The sequence below is a fragment of the Streptomyces sp. NBC_01750 genome (assembly GCF_035918095.1).
Classification (GTDB): Bacteria; Actinomycetota; Actinomycetes; order Streptomycetales; family Streptomycetaceae; genus Streptomyces.
The window spans coordinates 4,092,307-4,108,650 of the sequence record NZ_CP109137.1; the positions used below are offsets into that span (position 1 = coordinate 4,092,307).

Annotated in this window: 11 protein-coding genes and 1 pseudogene; 6 read left to right on the plus strand and 6 right to left on the minus strand. The window is 68.6% G+C overall.

Features of this window, described 5'->3' with window-relative positions:
- Nucleotides 1–2 precede the first annotated feature (2 nt).
- On the plus strand, nt 3–998 hold the full coding sequence (locus OG966_RS18240; protein ID WP_326650747.1) for an aldo/keto reductase: 996 nt from the start codon (nt 3–5) through the stop codon (nt 996–998).
- 160 nt (nt 999–1,158) lie between these two features.
- Here the strand turns inward: OG966_RS18240 and thpR are convergent, their stop codons facing one another.
- The 3 genes from thpR to OG966_RS18255 all read right to left on the minus strand — a co-directional run bounded on the left by thpR (nt 1,159) and on the right by OG966_RS18255 (nt 3,670).
- The gene (thpR, locus tag OG966_RS18245) at nt 1,159–1,755 is read right to left on the minus strand and encodes an RNA 2',3'-cyclic phosphodiesterase (protein ID WP_326650748.1); all 597 of its coding nucleotides are present in this window, start codon (nt 1,753–1,755) and stop codon (nt 1,159–1,161) included.
- Nucleotides 1,756–1,869: 114 nt separating this feature from the next.
- On the minus strand, nt 1,870–3,186 hold the full coding sequence (locus OG966_RS18250) for an MFS transporter (protein WP_326650749.1): 1,317 nt from the start codon (nt 3,184–3,186) through the stop codon (nt 1,870–1,872).
- Nucleotides 3,187–3,226: 40 nt separating this feature from the next.
- Nucleotides 3,227–3,670, minus strand: a complete 444-nt coding sequence (locus tag OG966_RS18255) for a MarR family winged helix-turn-helix transcriptional regulator (RefSeq protein ID WP_326650750.1) — start codon at nt 3,668–3,670, stop codon at nt 3,227–3,229.
- A 165-nt stretch (nt 3,671–3,835) separates the two neighbouring features.
- Between OG966_RS18255 and OG966_RS18260 the strand changes: the two genes are divergently transcribed.
- Nucleotides 3,836–4,018: a ribbon-helix-helix protein, CopG family gene (locus tag OG966_RS18260; RefSeq protein ID WP_326650751.1), complete on the plus strand. Its 183-nt coding sequence runs from the start codon at nt 3,836–3,838 to the stop codon at nt 4,016–4,018.
- Nucleotides 4,019–4,052: 34 nt separating this feature from the next.
- On the opposite strand, the gene OG966_RS18265 is transcribed toward OG966_RS18260, so the two are convergent.
- Nucleotides 4,053–5,507: an NCS2 family permease gene (locus OG966_RS18265; RefSeq protein WP_326650752.1), complete on the minus strand. Its 1,455-nt coding sequence runs from the start codon at nt 5,505–5,507 to the stop codon at nt 4,053–4,055.
- A 231-nt stretch (nt 5,508–5,738) separates the two neighbouring features.
- Here OG966_RS18265 and OG966_RS18270 point away from each other — a divergent pair, with 231 nt between their 5' ends.
- Entirely contained in the window at nt 5,739–6,047 is a 309-nt protein-coding gene (locus OG966_RS18270; protein ID WP_326650754.1) for a DUF2530 domain-containing protein, read from the plus strand.
- A 106-nt stretch (nt 6,048–6,153) separates the two neighbouring features.
- Complete coding sequence (locus OG966_RS18275) at nt 6,154–8,613, plus strand: HAD-IC family P-type ATPase (RefSeq protein WP_326650755.1); 2,460 nt, start codon at nt 6,154–6,156, stop codon at nt 8,611–8,613.
- A gap of 214 nt (nt 8,614–8,827) precedes the next feature.
- Here the strand turns inward: OG966_RS18275 and OG966_RS18280 are convergent, their stop codons facing one another.
- Together OG966_RS18280 and OG966_RS18285 are read right to left on the minus strand one after the other, a co-directional pair.
- Nucleotides 8,828–9,241 (minus strand): hypothetical protein, encoded by a 414-nt coding sequence (locus OG966_RS18280; protein ID WP_326650756.1) that lies wholly within the window; start codon nt 9,239–9,241, stop codon nt 8,828–8,830.
- 339 nt (nt 9,242–9,580) lie between these two features.
- The gene (locus OG966_RS18285; protein WP_326650757.1) at nt 9,581–13,099 is read right to left on the minus strand and encodes an ATP-binding domain-containing protein; all 3,519 of its coding nucleotides are present in this window, start codon (nt 13,097–13,099) and stop codon (nt 9,581–9,583) included.
- Nucleotides 13,100–13,408: 309 nt separating this feature from the next.
- Between OG966_RS18285 and OG966_RS18290 the strand changes: the two are divergent.
- Both OG966_RS18290 and OG966_RS18295 read left to right on the plus strand, forming a co-directional pair.
- Nucleotides 13,409–13,773 (plus strand): annotated as a pseudogene (locus OG966_RS18290) (Scr1 family TA system antitoxin-like transcriptional regulator); the annotation flags it as partial.
- On the plus strand, nt 13,770–16,313 hold the full coding sequence (locus OG966_RS18295) for a hypothetical protein (RefSeq protein ID WP_326650758.1): 2,544 nt from the start codon (nt 13,770–13,772) through the stop codon (nt 16,311–16,313). The pseudogene OG966_RS18290 and the gene OG966_RS18295, both read left to right, overlap by 4 nt.
- Nucleotides 16,314–16,344: the final 31 nt, after the last annotated feature.

Consider the following 16,344-nt stretch of genomic DNA (forward strand, 5'->3'; position numbering starts at 1 on the left):
CCATGAAGTACACGCAGCTCGGACGCACCGGACTCAAGGTCAGCCGACTCGTCCTCGGGACGATGAACTTCGGGCCTCAGACCGACGAGGCCGGCAGCCACACGATCATGGACGCCGCGCTCGGCGCAGGCATCAACCTCTTCGACACCGCCAATGTCTACGGCTGGGGCGAGAACAAGGGCCGCACCGAAGAGATCATCGGCAGCTGGTTCGCCAAGGGCGGCGACCGTCGCGACAAGGTCGTCCTCGCCACCAAGGTCTACGCGAACATGGGCTCCGACGGCGAGGCCTGGCCCAACCACGACCGGCTCTCCGCACTCAACATCCGCCGCGCGGTCGAGGCGAGCCTCAAGCGGCTCCGGACCGACCACATCGACCTCTACCAGTTCCATCACGTCGACCGCCACACGCCGGTCGAGGAGATCTGGCAGGCGATCGACACCCTGGTCCATCAGGGCAAAATCCTTTACGCGGGCTCGTCCAACTTCCCCGGCTGGAAGATCGCCCAGGCCAATGAGACGGCCCGCCGCCTCGGCCTGTACGGGCTGGTCAGCGAGCAGTGCCTGTACAACCTCGCCGAGCGCCGCGCCGAGATGGAGGTCATCCCGGCGGCGCAGGAGTACGGCCTCGGGGTCATCCCCTGGTCGCCGCTGCACGGCGGGCTGCTCGGCGGTGTGATCCGGAAGGAGCGTGAGGGCGGAGCGGCTCGCAGCGCCTCCGGGCGCTCGGCGGACGCGCTCGCCAACACCGAGGTGCGTGCGCAGATCCAGGCGTACGAGGACCTGCTCGACAAGCACGGACTGGAACCCGGCGAGGTGGCGCTGGCCTGGCTGCTCAGCCGGCCGGGAATCACCGGGCCCATCGTCGGCCCGCGCACGGCGGACCAGCTGGCCTCCGCGCTGCGCGCCGTAGAGCTGGAGCTCGGCGAAGAGGTGCTGTCCGCGCTGGACGAGATCTTCCCGGGGCCGGGTCCTTCACCGGAGGCCTTCGCCTGGTGACGGGCACAGGCCTGGTCGGTCAGGGCCGAGGGCCACAGGCCTGGTCGGTCAGGGCTTGGGGCTACTGACCGACCAGGGCCGACACTGCGATGATCGCGAACATCAGCACTAGCACACCGGCCATGATCTGATTTCTGGTCTTGGGATTCACGGAACGAGGTTAACTCGCCCGTTCGAGTGGACTTGACCCCGTCCCGTCGCCCAGCGGCCAGCTGCCCACCGTCTCGTACCGAGGCTGCTCGCCCGGTACGCCGCTGACCGGCAGATTGCTGCGTACGAGTGAGAGCTCGGCCACCTCCCAGGGCGTGCCCTCGAAGGCCTCCAGAGCCTCGACGTACGGGCGCAGATCGGCCTCGTCGCGGCTGCGGGCGATCGTGAGGTGGGCCTGATAGCGGCGGTGTTCCTGCATGCTGACCCCGGCCCGCCGCGCCGCGGCGTCGGTGCGTTCCGCGAGGAGGCGCATCTCCTCCAGGCCGCCGGCGGCGCCTACCCACAGGGCCCGCTGTCCGAACCGCCCGCCGGCGTGAAGGCGCAGGGCGAAGGGGTGGGTCCTGCGGGCGGCCCGCCCGAGCCGCTCGTGCAGCTCGGGCAGCAGCCCGTCCTCGACCTCGCCCATGAAGGCGAGCGTGAAGTGCCAGCCGGCCCGGCCGGTCCAGCGCAGCCCGTCCGAGCCGGGCAGGGACCTCAACCGGTCGACGGCGAGAGCGAGTTCGTCGACTGCCCGGGCCGGCGGCAGTACGGCGGCGAAGAGTCTCATGATCCGAGTCTGTCAGTCCTGACGGATCGGGGGCAGGCCGTCCGACAGGTCCCGGTCAGGCCGCCGGTCAGGGCGTCCGACAGGTACCGGGCAGGGGGGGCCGACAGGTCCCGGTCAGGCCGCTGTCGCCAGCTGCTCTCTCGGTACGAACTCCACATGCCGGCGCCCCGGCCTCAGATCTATTTTGAGGCGCAGCCCGCCCACACGGGCGAGCATGACGCCGACTCCGATCGCCGCGACCAGCGCCACCGTGCCGCCCGCCGCGAGGCCGATCCGCGGTCCGTACGTGTCGGTGACCCAGCCGACGAGCGGCGCGCCCAGTGGCGTACCGCCCACGAAGACCATCATGAACAGGCTCATCACCCGGCCTCGCATGGCCGGTTCCGTCGCCATCTGAATGCTGGAGTTGGCCGTGACGTTGACGGTGAGGCCGAACATCCCGATCGGCACCATCAGCAACGCGAAGATCCAGAACCGCGGCGCGAAGGCGCTCACGATCTCGAGGGCCCCGAAGAGCACGGCCGCGCCGACCAGCACCCGCAGCCGCGAGGTGCCGCGCCGGGCGGCAAGCAGCGCGCCCGCCAGGGACCCGGCCGCTATCAGGGTGTTGAGCAGACCGTACGTACTCGCGCCCGAGTGGTAGACGTTGTTGACGAAGGCCGACAGCCAGATCGGGAAGTTGAACCCGAAGGTGCCGATGAAGCCGACGAGGACGATCGGCCAGATGAGCTCGGGCCGGCCCGCGACGTACTTCAGTCCTTCCCGCAGCTGGCCCTTGCCGCGCGGCGCGCGCTCGACCTTGTGCAGCTCGCTGTTGCGCATGAGCAGAAGGCCCGCGATGGGCGCGAGGAAGGACAGACCGTTGAGCAGGAAGGCGAAGCCGCTTCCGACGGCCGTGATCAGCACACCGGCGACCGCGGGGCCGACGAGACGTGCGGACTGGAAGTTCGCGGAGTTCAGGCTGACCGCGTTCCCGAGCTGCTCCGGGCCGACCATCTCGGCGACGAAGGACTGCCGGGCCGGATTGTCGACGACAGTGATCAGTCCGAGTACGAAGGCCGTGAGATAGACGTGCCACACCTGGACATGGCCGCTGAGCGTAAGCACGGCGAGCACCAGACCGGTCAGGCCCATCGCGATCTGGGTGGCCAGCAGCAGCCGGCGCTTGGGCAGCCGGTCGGCGAGCACTCCGCCGTACAGACCGAAAAGCAGCATGGGCAGGAACTGCAGCGCGATGGTGATACCGACCGCGGACGCGGAGCCGGTCAGGGTCAGGACCAGCCAGTCCTGGGCGATGCGCTGCATCCAGGTGCCGGTGTTGGAGACGACTTGCCCGGTGGCGAAGAGCCGGTAGTTACGGATCTTCAGCGAGCTGAACATGGTTGTAGGAGCTGGTGCGGGTGCGGAGTCTGCTCCGGGTCCCGGACTCAAAAGGGTTCGCCTCCTCTGGCGTGCGGTGATGATGCGGTGATCAAAGATGCGCGAGCTTCTCCAGTACGGGGGCGGCTGCGCGCAGCTTGGCCCACTCGTCATCGTCCAGCCCTTCGGCGAGCGAGGCCAGCCAGGCATTCCGCTTGCGGCGGCTCTCCTCGAGCATGGCTTCCGCCGTCTCGGTCTGGCTGACCACCTTCTGCCGGCGGTCGTCGGGGTGCGGCTCGAGCCGGACCAGTCCCTTGGCCTCGAGCAGCGCCACGATCCGGGTCATGGACGGCGGCTGGACATGCTCCTTGCGGGCCAGCTCACCGGGGGTGGCCTGGCCGCAGCGGGCAAGGGTGCCGAGCACCGACATTTCGGTGGGGCTCAGCGATTCGTCGACGCGCTGATGCTTCAGGCGTCGGCCCAGCCGCATCACGGCCGAGCGCAGTGAGTTCACGGCGGCGACGTCGGCGTCGCCACCATGGGACAGGTCAGGCATGTTCGTTAGGATAACTCATTACCCAGCCTAAAGACCAGTCGTGTCTCCGCGCACGGACCAGGATGCCGAAGGATGTCGACCGGAAGATCATTGCGTCACTCATACGAGTGAGTCGCATCCGGAAAGCGACGCGCGGGCGGCGCTCGTCCGGCGACCCTGGCTGACATGGGATCGACAGTGCTCAGCCTGCGGATAGACGGTGAGCTACTCGACCGGCTGAGGCACCATGCCGCCAGACGCGGAATGAGCGTCCAGGACTATGTGGTCCGGACGCTCATCCGCGATGACTTCGACGAACGCTTCCACGCGGCCGTCGACGAGACAGAGAAGTTCTACGGCCTCACCTGAGAGGCCCTGCGCGAGAGGCCGCGCCCGAGCGGTCTTATGCGAGACCCAGCGCGGGCATCGCGTAGTAGAAGACGAACACCGCGGACACCACATACATGGCCACGGGCACTTCACGGCCCCGTCCGGCCGCCAGCCGCAACAGGCTGAAGCTGATGCATCCGATACCGATGCCGTTCGTGATCGAGTAGGTGAACGGCATCATCACCATCGCCAGGAAGGCCGGCACGGCGACGGTGAAGTCGTCCCAGTCGATGTCCCGGACCGAACCGGCCAGGATCAGGAAGCCGACCGCCAGCAGCGCGGGCGTCGCCGCCTGTGACGGGACCATCGTGGCAATCGGCGTGAGGAAGAGCGCCACCGAGAACAACGCACCGGTGACGACGGACGCGAGGCCCGTACGGGCACCCTCGCCGACGCCCGCCGTGGATTCCACGAAGCAGGTCGAGGCCGAGGACGAGGTCGCGCCGCCCGCGGCGACGGCGATGCCGTCGACGAAGAGCACCTTGTTGATGCCGGGGAGCCTGCCGTCCTTGTCCAGCAGCCTGGCCTCGTCTCCCACGCCGAGAATCGTGCCCATCGCGTCGAAGAAGCAGGACAGCAGCACGGTGAAAACGAAGAGAATGCCGGTGAGGTAGCCGACCTTCCCGAAGCCGCCGAACAGGCTGACCTTGCCGACCAGGCCGAAGTCGGGCGACGCCACCGGGTTGCCGGGCCACTGGGGCGTGGTCAGGCCCCAGGACGGGACTGTCGCCACGGCATCGATGACCATCGCGACGATCGTCATCGCGACGATGGAGATGAGGATCGCGCCCGGCACCTTGCGGATGATCAGCGCGAGCGTGAGCAGCGTGCCGAGGGCGAAGACGAGGACCGGCCAGCCGACGAGGTGCCCGCCGACGCCGAGTTGCAGCGGCACGGTGGTCTTGGCGACGTCCGGGATGCGGGAGACGAAGCCGGAGTCGACCAGGCCGATCAGCATGATGAAGAGGCCGATGCCGATCGCGATGCCCTTGCGCAGGCTGCGCGGCACGGCGTTCATCACGCGCTCACGCAGTCCGGTGGCGACCAGCAGCATCACCACGAAGCCGGCGAGGACGACCATGCCCATCGCGTCCGGCCAGGACATCCGCGGCGCGAGCTGGAGGGCGACGACCGTGTTCACACCGAGGCCGGCCGCGAGCGCGATCGGGACGTTGCCGATCACCCCCATGAGCAGGGTGGAGAAGGCCGCTGTCAGCACGGTGGCAGTGACCAGCTGGCCACTGTCGAGCTGATGTCCGTACATGTCCTTCGCGCTGCCGAGGATGATCGGGTTCAGCACGATGATGTAGGCCATCGCGAAGAAGGTGGCGAATCCGCCGCGCACCTCGCGGGCGACCGAGGAGCCGCGCTCCGAGATCTTGAAGAAACGGTCCAGAGCGCCGGACGGCCGGCGGGGAGCCGCGGGCCGGTCTGCGGAGTCGACCTTGGGGGTGGCCGAGGGTGGCATACGGAACCTCAGTCATACGGAGGGGCGGGGGCGAGAAAAGGCCAGAGACAGTAAAAACCGGCCAGACTTGTATGTTCCAACGAACAAAACGAGTCAGCCGCAAGCAGTTTCAGTATGAATACATAAGGCAAAGATTTCTATCTCCGCGCGTAGACCCTTGGGGCGCCCGGCCCATGACCTGTTGCCGACCGGCCCCGCGGCCTCGGATTACGTGCCGCCTACACTGTGCGCATGGCGAAGTGGACCCCCAAGCACGAGGCACCCGAGCCCCTGGAGGGGCCCGTCGTCGCCACCATCACCGGCGGCACGATCCTCTGGTTCGTCCTCTTCCTCGTCCAGATCCCCTTCTACAGCTGGTTCGACGGTCGTGACCTGATGTGGTGGGTGTGGACGTGCCTGGCCGGCGGCGGACTCGGGCTGATCGGCATCTGGTACGTACGCAGGCGCGAAGCGGCGATCAAGCTCGCGAAGACCGCCGGGGCGGCTGGACCGGGCGCCGCCGCAGCCTCGGGCGACGAGAGCTCGGGCGACGAAAGGTAATCCGCACCGCCCCCGTACCGCCGAAGGACCATTCACGTCCCACCGGGGTCTGATCTCCGGCGCACTCGGCGGGTGAACCGGCCCCTGCGGCCGTACCGTCGAAACCATGACGCAGCGGGCGAGAATCGACGCGGACGGCCCCGAGCCCGGCGGACCCACCATCGACGCGGGCGCCGAGCTCGACCCCGTACACCCGATGAAGCTGCCGCGGTCCGCGATCGCCGTCCGGGCCACCGGGCTGACGACTGCCGAGGTCACCGAACGGGTCGCCCGCGGTGAGGTCAACGACGTTCCCGTACGCAGCTCCCGCTCCACCACCGAAATCGTCCGCGCGAACGTCTTCACCCGCTTCAACGCGATCATCGGCGTGCTGTGGGCGATCATGCTCTGCGTCGCGCCGATCCAGGACAGCCTGTTCGGCTTCGTGATCATCGCCAACACCGGTATCGGCATCATCCAGGAGTTCCGCGCCAAGAAGACCCTCGACGGGCTCGCGGTCCTCGGCGAGGCGAAGCCGACGGTACGGCGGGACGGCGAGGCAGCCGAGATCTCCACGTCCGAGATCGTGCTCGGCGATCTCGTCGAACTCGGGCCCGGCGACAAGGTCGTCGTGGACGGCGAGGTGGCCGAGGCCGACAGTCTGGAGATCGACGAGTCGCTGCTGACGGGTGAGGCCGACCATGTCATCAAGCAGCGCGGGGAGCCGGTGATGTCGGGCAGCTTCGTGGTCGCGGGCGGCGGGGCGTTCACCGCGACGAAGGTGGGGCGCGAGGCGTACGCGGCGCAGCTCGCCGAGGAGGCATCCCGCTTCACTCTCGTCCACTCCGAGCTGCGCAGCGGCATCAGCACGATCCTCAAGTACGTGACCTGGATGATGATCCCGACCTCGATCGGGCTCATCATCAGCCAGCTCGTCGTCAAGAACAACAACTTCAAGGACTCGGTGGCCAGGACCGTCGGCGGCATCGTCCCGATGATCCCCGAAGGCCTTGTGCTGCTGACGTCGGTCGCCTTCGCGATCGGCGTCATCCGGCTCGGCCGCAAGCAGTGCCTGGTGCAGGAACTGCCCGCCATCGAGGGTCTCGCGCGGGTGGACGTGGTCTGCCTCGACAAGACGGGCACGCTGACCGAAGGCGGTATGGACGTGGCGGAGCTGCGGCCGCTGGACGGCGCGGACGAAACGTACGTACGGAAGGTGCTGGGCGCGCTCGGCGAGTCCGACCCACGGCCGAACGCCTCGCTGCAGGCGATCATCGACGCGTATCCGGACAGCGAGGAGTGGCGCTGCACGGAGTCGCTGCCCTTCTCGTCGGCACGCAAGTACAGCGGCGCGGCCTTCAGCGAGGGCGACGGCGACAACTCCACCTGGCTGCTGGGCGCGCCCGATGTGCTGCTCCCGGCGGCCGACCCGGCGCTGGGCGAGATCGAGCAGCTCAACGAACAGGGACTGCGGGTCCTGCTGCTCGCGCGGGCGGCGGGCGACCTCGACGCGGCGGATGTGGCCGCGCGGGCGAGGCCGACGGCGCTGGTGGTGCTGGAGCAGCGGCTGCGTCCCGACGCGTCCGACACGCTCGCGTACTTCGCCGACCAGAACGTCTCCGCGAAGGTCATCTCCGGCGACAACGCGGTGTCGGTGAGCGCGGTGGCGGGCAAGCTCGGCCTGCAGGGCGCGGAGAACACGGTGGACGCGCGCCGGCTCCCCACGGAGCAGGCCCGGATGGCCGTGGCCCTGGACTCCAACGCGGTCTTCGGCCGGGTCACGCCGCAGCAGAAGCGCGACATGGTCGGCGCGCTCCAGTCCCGCGGACACACGGTCGCGATGACGGGTGACGGCGTCAACGATGTCCTCGCGCTGAAGGACGCGGACATCGGTGTCTCGATGGGGTCGGGCTCGGAGGCGACCCGGGCTGTCGCCCAGATCGTGCTGCTCAACAACAGCTTTGCGACACTGCCGTCGGTGGTGGCGGAGGGCCGGCGGGTCATCGGCAACATCACCCGGGTGGCGACGCTGTTCCTGACGAAGACGGTGTACTCCGTGCTGCTGGCGATCCTGGTGGTGTGCAGCCAGGTCGAATACCCCTTCCTGCCGCGGCATTTGACGCTGCTGTCGACGCTCACGATCGGTGTGCCCGCCTTCTTCCTGGCACTTGCCCCCAACAAGGAGCGGGCGAAGCCGCACTTCGTACGCAGGGTGATGCGGTACGCGGTCCCGGCGGGCGTGATCGCGGGGGCGGCGACGTTCGCCACGTACCTGCTGGCCCGCCACTACTACAGCGGCCCGGGCGCACTCGACGCGGAGACGAGCGCGGCGACGCTGACGCTGTTCCTGGTCTCGATGTGGGTCCTGGCGATCATCGCCCGCCCGTACACCCTGTGGCGGGTGTGCCTGGTGGCTGCGATGGGGGTCGCCTTCCTGATCGTGCTGGTGGTGCCGTGGCTGCAGGCATTCTTCGCCCTGAAGCTGGTGGGCACGACGATGCCGTGGGGGGCGGTGGGCATCGCGGCGGCGGGGGCGGTGCTGCTTGAGGTGGTGTGGCGGGTGGTGGACCGGAGGTTCGCGGCGTAGGAAGGCCTTTTGCCCATAACGCAGCGCCGCCTCAGCGACATGCCCGGCGTCGTGCCGGTCCGTGACAGCAATGTCCCGCCGGGGATCCCGAAAGTGATCGCGCGCCGGATTCACTTCATGTTCCTGGGGCCAGCCGGGCGACGCGGAACCCGACGACTGCCGCTCACCAAAAAGGCCGAGGGGGAGATCCCCCTCGGCCCACTCGCCCGCTCGGCTACTTCGAGATGACCGCGCGGAGTGTTCCCGCGGTGGTCGCTTCGAACTCACCGAAGCCAGTTGTACCGTCCGCGAACTGTACGAAAGCCCGGGCCCCGGACATGTCGAGGACCCTCACCCCGGCTGACGGAGCGCCGGTGAAATCTGGATCGATTCCGGTGAACGACACCTGCTCTCCGGGTGAGAAACCGGAGAAATTCGCCACCACAACCTCGGTGTCCACACCGGCCGTGCTCGTGAGGGTCGCGGGGCCTGCGAAGCTGCCCATACTGTCCCAGGTGACAGGGAACTTGGCCGTACGGCCGCTGATGCCCACCGATTGAACTTCGGAGCCACTCGCGTTGCTGAGATTGAGGTTGATGGAGAATGAGTTCAGCGGACCAGCGAATGTGGCCACGACTTCTTCAGCCATGTGTGATCTCCCGTCCCGTCATTGCAGGGCTGCAATTGGCCCATGCGGTTGTTCTTATGATGGGCACACTTCGGCCTCGATGGTCATAGCTGAGGACAACCCGAAGGAAGCAGAGTATTTTTGAAGGGAAATCAGCTACGACTCACACATCCCCTCACTGCTTCATTGCGCTGTTTCACTGCGCCACCGGACGGGTATTTCAACGACAGGGCAGTCGGATAATAATGAGAAGGACGGGTGGCCGGGGCGTCTTCAGCCGCCGTAAAACGGCCCCGGAGTCCTGGCTCGGACACCAGCCGCAAAGAGCGGTCAGACTTTTCGCATCCGGCCGGCGCCACCTCAGAGCACGGGCGCCACCGGGCCGTTGCCGGCGCCGAGCGCGATCTCCTTGTCCTCTCCGCCCCAGCCGTCCGTAGTACTCCACACGACGTGGACCCCGAATACCCCTCTCACGGTGTCGGCCGCCCAGCCTTCGGCGGGCGGTTCGGAAAGCACCAGGTACAGACGATCGGCGGTTTTCGGCAGAGTGTGGTTGATCTCCAGCAGCCGCGTGGCTCCGGCACGGAGGTCCGGGTAGCCAGAGCGTCCGGCACCAAGGACTTCGTAGAGAAAGAGACCGTCCTGACCGACACGGCTGACGTCGATGAAGGGCGAGTCGGACGGTTTCAACCCTGCCCTGAGCAGAGCGGCCTTCAACTCATGGCGCACCGCCTCATGGGTGTTGCAGTTGCGGTCGGCCTCCGAAGCAACCGTCAACTCGTGCTGAAGGCTCCCCTCGCCCGCCCGCCGGCCAGGTGTCGCTTCGTCGTCGTTCCTGGGGGCGGTGGCGTGCACTTCGGGCTCCTTCTCAGGTCCTGTTTCCGGCGGGCTGCCGGGCTCTGATGGCGTATCGCGTGCAACCTCGGGCTCGGGCTCGGGCTCGGGGGCAGGTACGACGTCGGTTGCTGGCGTGGTGCCGGTGAGTCCCCGCAGACGCTCCCGGGCTTCGGACAGAGTGACCGCCCAGCCGCTTCGCTCAGCGTCCGTCAGAACTTCGGTCCCCGGGGTGACGTCACCAGACGCGACCGCGTCACGAGTGCTCTGCGCAAGGTCGCGCAGAGCTCCCAGCCGACCCGCGTCCGGAGTTCCGAGCAGGTGCCAGACACTGAGCCAGTCGGCCTGGTCCCGGCGCAGGCAGCGATTCGCCATGCCTCTCAGCTCCGAGAGCCGGGCCGCGGCATCCGGCGGGACCGTGTCGCCGCGAACGATGTAGCCCAGAACGTCGAGCGCCGCCTCGTAACGTGCCGCCATGCCGGCCGAGATGGGCTTGCGGCCGAAGCCGCTGGTCGAGATCAGGCTCACCCGTGCTTCGTTGCGGATCACCCAGGCGTCCAGCTTCGATCCGACGGAGGGGGCCGGTGAGCCGTGACGAAGAACGAGGAGAAGCCTGCGCTCCGTAGGAGGCGAGAGGGCCTGGACCCTCCAGTGGGAGCCGGGGCCGGGGCCGAGTACCCGCACCCGGACGTTGTCGCCGACCGCCAGCCCTTGCGGGTGGGACGTGCCGGATGTGCCGCCCCCTCCGGACCCGTGGGATTCCCCCGGCACCTCGGGAACGGAAGGGGTTTCAGCCGCATTGTCGCGGCCTCCCATGAGCGCCTCCGGCAGCGGTGAAGTGTGGAGAACGGTCAGAGTCTGGGTACTGCGGGTCAGGGCCACGTACAGCTGGCGCAGACCAGCAGGGCCGCGGTCCGCGATGGTCGTCGGGTCCAGGACGAGAACATGGTCGAATTCCATGCCTTTGGCCTGGGCGGCGGCCAGTACGGACACGGCCTTACGCATTTCCGGGGTCATGCCATCCGCCCGGTCGAGGCGCAGGCGGACCTCGTCCAGCCAGTCGGAGTCGTCGGGCACAATGACGGCGATCGACCTCAGGGACCGCCCGTCGTCAGTACCTACGAGCTGGGCCGTGTGGGTCACCGTCTCGTCCAACAGCTCCCAGGGTGTCGTCGGAACCAGCCGTACAGCTTCTCCGTCGGCCCGACGGACAGCGACCGGGTACGGAAGCGACGGCGCGACCGCCAGGGCCAGGGGAGCCACGAACTCCATGATCTGCGCGGGCACCCGGTAACTGGTGTTCAGCTCCGCCACATGCCAGTCGCCCTGGCCTGAAAGGAGCCCGCCCAACCGGCCCCAGGCTGCGTACGTGTGAGGACCGGTGGCCTGTGCCAAGTCGCCGAGTACGGTCATCGATCCGGTCGGGCAACGCCTCTGCAACGACCTCGCCTGCATCGGCGTCAGATCCTGCGCCTCGTCGACGACGATGTGACGGTACCGCTGCGGGGACTCACCGGCGATGAGGAAGCGCAGCTCCTCCAGACACACCAGATCGTCGAGGGTCCAGGCTTCCTCCGCCGCGCTTTCGGCCCTCGGCCTCTGCAACGCGGCCTGTTCACTGTCGCCGAGGACCTGCGACGCGCACTCCCGCAGCTTGTCGGGCGAGTTGAGCAGACTCCGCAGAGCTTCCTCCGGACTCAACGCCGGCCAGGTCCGGTCGACAAGCGCCGTGACCTGCCGGTTGCGCTCGAGATCCCGACGCACCGTCGTGTCCCGGCTGCGCCGCGGCGCCAGCTGGACCAGTGCGCTCAGAAGGCGGTCGACCAATAAGGTCCGGAAGCGGTCCCGGCGTGCGCGGTAGGCCCCAGTGCCCTCGCGCGCCTGGCGGAGAAGGTCGAGCACCTCTGAGCGAGGCAGGCGCAACGACGTGCTGCCGATGGCGACAGTGAAGGCCGCCTCGTCCTTGTCGTGCGACGGGGCGGTGGTGAGGGCATCCAGCGCTTCCGGTCTGCACTCGCTCTCCACGCGCCGCCGTAGGACGGTCGCCATCCGGTCGTCGGACTTGACCAGCCTCGTCCTGAAGGAGTCCGTACCGACGGCCTCCCCCTCCCAGAGGCGCGCCAGCTGAACCGCGTTGACGTTCCGGGTGCCGAGGGTGGGCAATACCCGCCCGACGTACTCCAGAAAGTTCTGATGCGGTCCCACCACCAGGATGTCCTGTGCGCGGAAGTGGTCGTTGTTGACCAGCCAGGTCACACGGTGCAGGCCGACCGCGGACTTTCCTGTGCCCGGGCCGCCCTGGATCACGAGCACGTCCGCCGGTGAACCGGTGACCAGAGCCATCTGGTCCCGCCGGATCGTCTCGACGATGTCCCGCATCCGTCCACTGCGGGACCGGTGGAGCTCCCGGAGCAGGAACTCGTCCACCTGTAGCGGCTTCTTCCTCCGCCTGCGAACGACTTCGCGAGGTGACGGCACTCCGGAGGGCGCGGGGTCCCCGGCGGGGGCGGTCTCCGGAATCCCGTCGTCGGCGGTACGCGGCAGAACCACTGTGTCGTCGCGGGTGCCGGGGGCTGCCGCACCCTGATCACCGGGCACCTGAACCGTGGCGATCTCGTCGAAGTAGTCCTCGACCGTGCGCTCCGCGCAACGCAGTTGCCGACGCAGAAGTACCTCACCCGGTGTCTCCGGCTGGGCGTTGTACCACCGCTTGGCCAGCTCGGTTGTCCAGAGGACCACCACCTGGTCCCGGGTCCGGGTGTCGGACACGCTGCGGCGTCCGACATAGAAGGTCTCGGGCAGCATCGCGCCCGGCTCCTGCACGTCAACTCTGCTGACGACGAGGGCCTCCCCGCCGAGACCGCCGTACGCCTCGGCCCTGGCCTCGGCCTCCTTGCGGGCGGCGATGGCGTCCTTACCACTGGCCGCCGCCGAGGCGGGCGACTGTTCGGTCAGCTCCGCGAGGCGCGCCTCGTAGCAGTCGTAGGCGCGGTCGACGGCCTTCTGCTCGCCGGCGACGACCGTCTCCCGTGAAATCGTGCTCACGTATATCCCCTCCAGACAGCGCACCGGCGCTGCGACGGGCTGACGCCCGGAACCCCGGTCATAGGATTAGCAGAAATCAGTGGGCAAAGAGTGATCAATTGCTCAATCGAACGATGACCAGCTCGACTTCGGCTCACCAGAGCCCCAACTGTTCTGCCGTGGGCCCGATCTCGTACTGGTGGTAGTGGCAGCCCGGGCAGAGAAGCTTCCACGCGGCGTTGGCCTGCCGGGCGGTCCCGATACGCCTGGAGAGCCATCGCCGCCTCCGCCCATACGGTCTTGCCGATGGGCACGCGGGGCGTCGCACCCCTCCTCGACGAGGCGGTGCTGAGGCGGCCAGTCGGTGGCAGGCCGTCATGCAGGGCCAGTTGGCCCGACTGCCGGCTGCCGCTGCCGAGCCTCGCATCAGCGTGCAGGTGCTCCCCTTCGACCAGGACGAGCACGAGGTGCTGGAAATGGACGCCGAGAGCCTGGTCGACGTCCGGCCGAACGAGAGCCACACCGAGAAGCTCAGCCGGTCGGCGGGACTGCAGAGGATCTCCGTGTGTCGCCCGTGCGGGACCCGGGCGGCCCCCTGCCCAGTGCCCCATTACGCTATGCCCACCACAGTGATCGCTGTGACATCGAGGCGTGGGAGACGCCCAGATGACAAGGGGTGGGGAGATCCGCATTGATACTGCGGCGTACCGGAAAACGTCGAAGAACCGCATACGGAGCGCTGGTCGGGGCTCTGGCGGCCGGTGCCGTCGTGCTCGCGCCGGGATCGGGTGAGGCAGCCGGGGGGCCGTCGGCCCCGTCCGCGGCGGCTCCCGTCCCGTCGGCCGGGGCAACGCTCGCCACCGGTGAGCGGCTGGAAGTCGTCCCGCGCCGGGGGAAGTCGGCGCCCGGCTTCCGTGTCGTGCCGAAGCGGCAGGGCGAACAGATCGGCCGGTATGCGTACAGCGTCCTGGACGGCAAGCTGCAGGTGCGGCCCGTCGGGCTGAAGAAGCCGGCGAAGGCCACCACGGTCGGCCTCGGGTCGCCGACGAGGTCCGCTACGGCTCCGCGAGCCGCGCTCGCCGCGTACGCGGTGAAGATCCAGCTCGTCGGCACCGACCACTTCGGACCCATCATCCAGGTGTGGAACCGCAAGACCTGGACCTCCTACGAGGTCGAAGAGGAGCAGTTCGGCAGCTCCGGCAAGGTCTCGCTGCCGCCCGGCGACTACATCACCGTCGGGATGTACAACAACTGGCAGCAGCCCGACCACATCCTCACCAAGACGTTCACGGTGAAGGACCGAGGTCTGACGGTGACATTCGACCCGAGTCTCGCCAAGGAGACGGCCATCACGGCGGACGAACCGTCCGCGCGCCGCTACGCCGCAGCCGTGTCGCTCCGCATGCCGAACGGGGACATCGTCGGTTTCCTGGGCGGTTGGGGCAACAAGGTCTATGTGACGCCCTTCTCGCTGCCCGGCGCCTCGCTGCGCGTCCACGAGGTGCTGGTGAAGGACGGGACCGCGGCCAACAGCCCCAGCCCGTACCGGTACGACCTCTACCACAACTTCCCGGGCGGGGTGCCCGCGCTGCCCAAGGTCCAGGTGCGCACGGCCGACCTGGCGAGGACGGTCACCACGCTGCGTTCGGCGGGCGACGACACCACCGGCTGGTTCTCGTCGTATCCCTCCGTCAGCGACTCGTCCGGCGTCTACCTCCCGACCCCGGTCCGGTTCCCCTCCACGGTCACGGAGTACGCGACGCCGGGCCAGGCCTTCGGCCGCGGCGTCTCCTACGACGGGGGACCCCGGCTCGATGCGGCACCCCGCACCCTGCCCACGGGAACCGGGCCGGCGGAGACGTTCGGTGTCGCGCCCTTCGCTCTGCGCTCCTTCCCGCCGTCCGGCGCCGTCCAGCGGGGTACCAAGCTGGAGGTGTACGAGCCGTGGGCCTACACCGACTCGCTCGGCCACGAGGGCAGCGACTACGAGGCAGTCCAGGACTTCCTGCTCACCTCGCGCGGCACGAAGCTCGCCGAGGTGAAGGACCTCGACATGCCCGCGGCGTGGTCCGCCACCGTCCCGAAGACGCAGACCCCTTACGAGCTGACCCACACAGTGCGGCACAAGGGACGGCCCACCCGGCTCTCCACCCGGCAGACGACCGAATGGGCGTTCAGCTCCGACGGTTACTCCGGCTACAACACGAATCTGCCCCTCGCCGACGTCGACGTGCGCGTCGACGGACTCGACGTCCGCAATGCGGCGGGCGCCGCCCCCGTCACTGTGGACGCGGTCGCCACGTCTCGTACGGAGGGGGCGACGGCGAGCGTGACCGGCCTGGAGTACTCCGCCGACGACGGCGAGACGTGGACCGCCCTGCCCGTCGCGGACTCGGGCGGGCGAGCCTCGGCCGCGCTGTCCGTCCCGCAGGGCGCGCGGTACATCTCTCTGCGCGTGAGCGGCAAGGACTCCGAGGGATCGAGCGTGCGCAGGACGGTGGTCCGCGCGTTCGCCGGCCCGGCGCCCGCGGCCGACGAGACCGTGGGATCCACCAGGATCACGAACGTCGTCGTCAACAACGGCAGGGTGATCGCGCCGGTCATGTACGACGATCCGAACAAGGCTCCGTACACCGTGCGGTACACGGTCACCGACCCGGCGGGCGTGGCGGACACAGGCGTGCTCCTCCACCGGAGCGACCCCGGCCGGCCGGACGCGGTGCTGCGCACCTGGCCCTCGGAATGCACCAAGGTGGACGCCACCACGTCCACGTGCGAGGCGCCCTTCCAGCTCAACGCACGCAGCATGCTCGGCCGGAACGATCTCGCCGGTGAGTGGAAGGTGGCCATCTGGGCCCGCTCCCTCGACGGTCGGAGTTTCACCGATCAGGGAGATCTCGGTACGGCCCAGATCCTGCGCGAGACCCGGGTGACGATCAATGCTCCGACTGTCCCGGTGACCAAGGGCAAGGCATTCGCCGTCTCCGGCATCGCCGGGATCGCCGACTGGTCGACCGGCCGCTGGAACGCGCTCCCGGGCAAGACGGTGCAGCTGGAGTTCCGCAAGCCCGGCACCTCGGCGTACACCGTCGCCGCCAAGGTGACCGCCGACACGACAGGCACGGTCAAGTCGGCCCCCAAGGCCGCGTACGACGCCAACTGGCGCTGGCTGCTGCCCCGCACGCCCGGTGTGGGGGCCGCCGCCTCGCCGGTCGTCTTCGTGGACGTCCGCTAGCGGCCACGGGCAGAGAAGACACGGGTACGAA

Excerpts from the sequence above, each read along its gene's own strand:
- OG966_RS18240 (WP_326650747.1), top strand. The coding sequence starts at position 3 with ATGAAGTACACGCAGCTCGGACGCACCGGACTCAAGGTCAGCCGACTC.
- OG966_RS18260 (WP_326650751.1), top strand. The coding sequence starts at position 3,836 with ATGGGATCGACAGTGCTCAGCCTGCGGATAGACGGTGAGCTACTCGAC.
- OG966_RS18275 (WP_326650755.1), top strand. The coding sequence starts at position 6,154 with ATGACGCAGCGGGCGAGAATCGACGCGGACGGCCCCGAGCCCGGCGGA.
- OG966_RS18280 (WP_326650756.1), bottom strand. The coding sequence starts at position 9,241 with ATGGCTGAAGAAGTCGTGGCCACATTCGCTGGTCCGCTGAACTCATTC.
- thpR (WP_326650748.1), bottom strand. The coding sequence starts at position 1,755 with ATGAGACTCTTCGCCGCCGTACTGCCGCCGGCCCGGGCAGTCGACGAA.
- OG966_RS18270 (WP_326650754.1), top strand. The coding sequence starts at position 5,739 with ATGGCGAAGTGGACCCCCAAGCACGAGGCACCCGAGCCCCTGGAGGGG.
- OG966_RS18255 (WP_326650750.1), bottom strand. The coding sequence starts at position 3,670 with ATGCCTGACCTGTCCCATGGTGGCGACGCCGACGTCGCCGCCGTGAAC.
- OG966_RS18265 (WP_326650752.1), bottom strand. The coding sequence starts at position 5,507 with ATGCCACCCTCGGCCACCCCCAAGGTCGACTCCGCAGACCGGCCCGCG.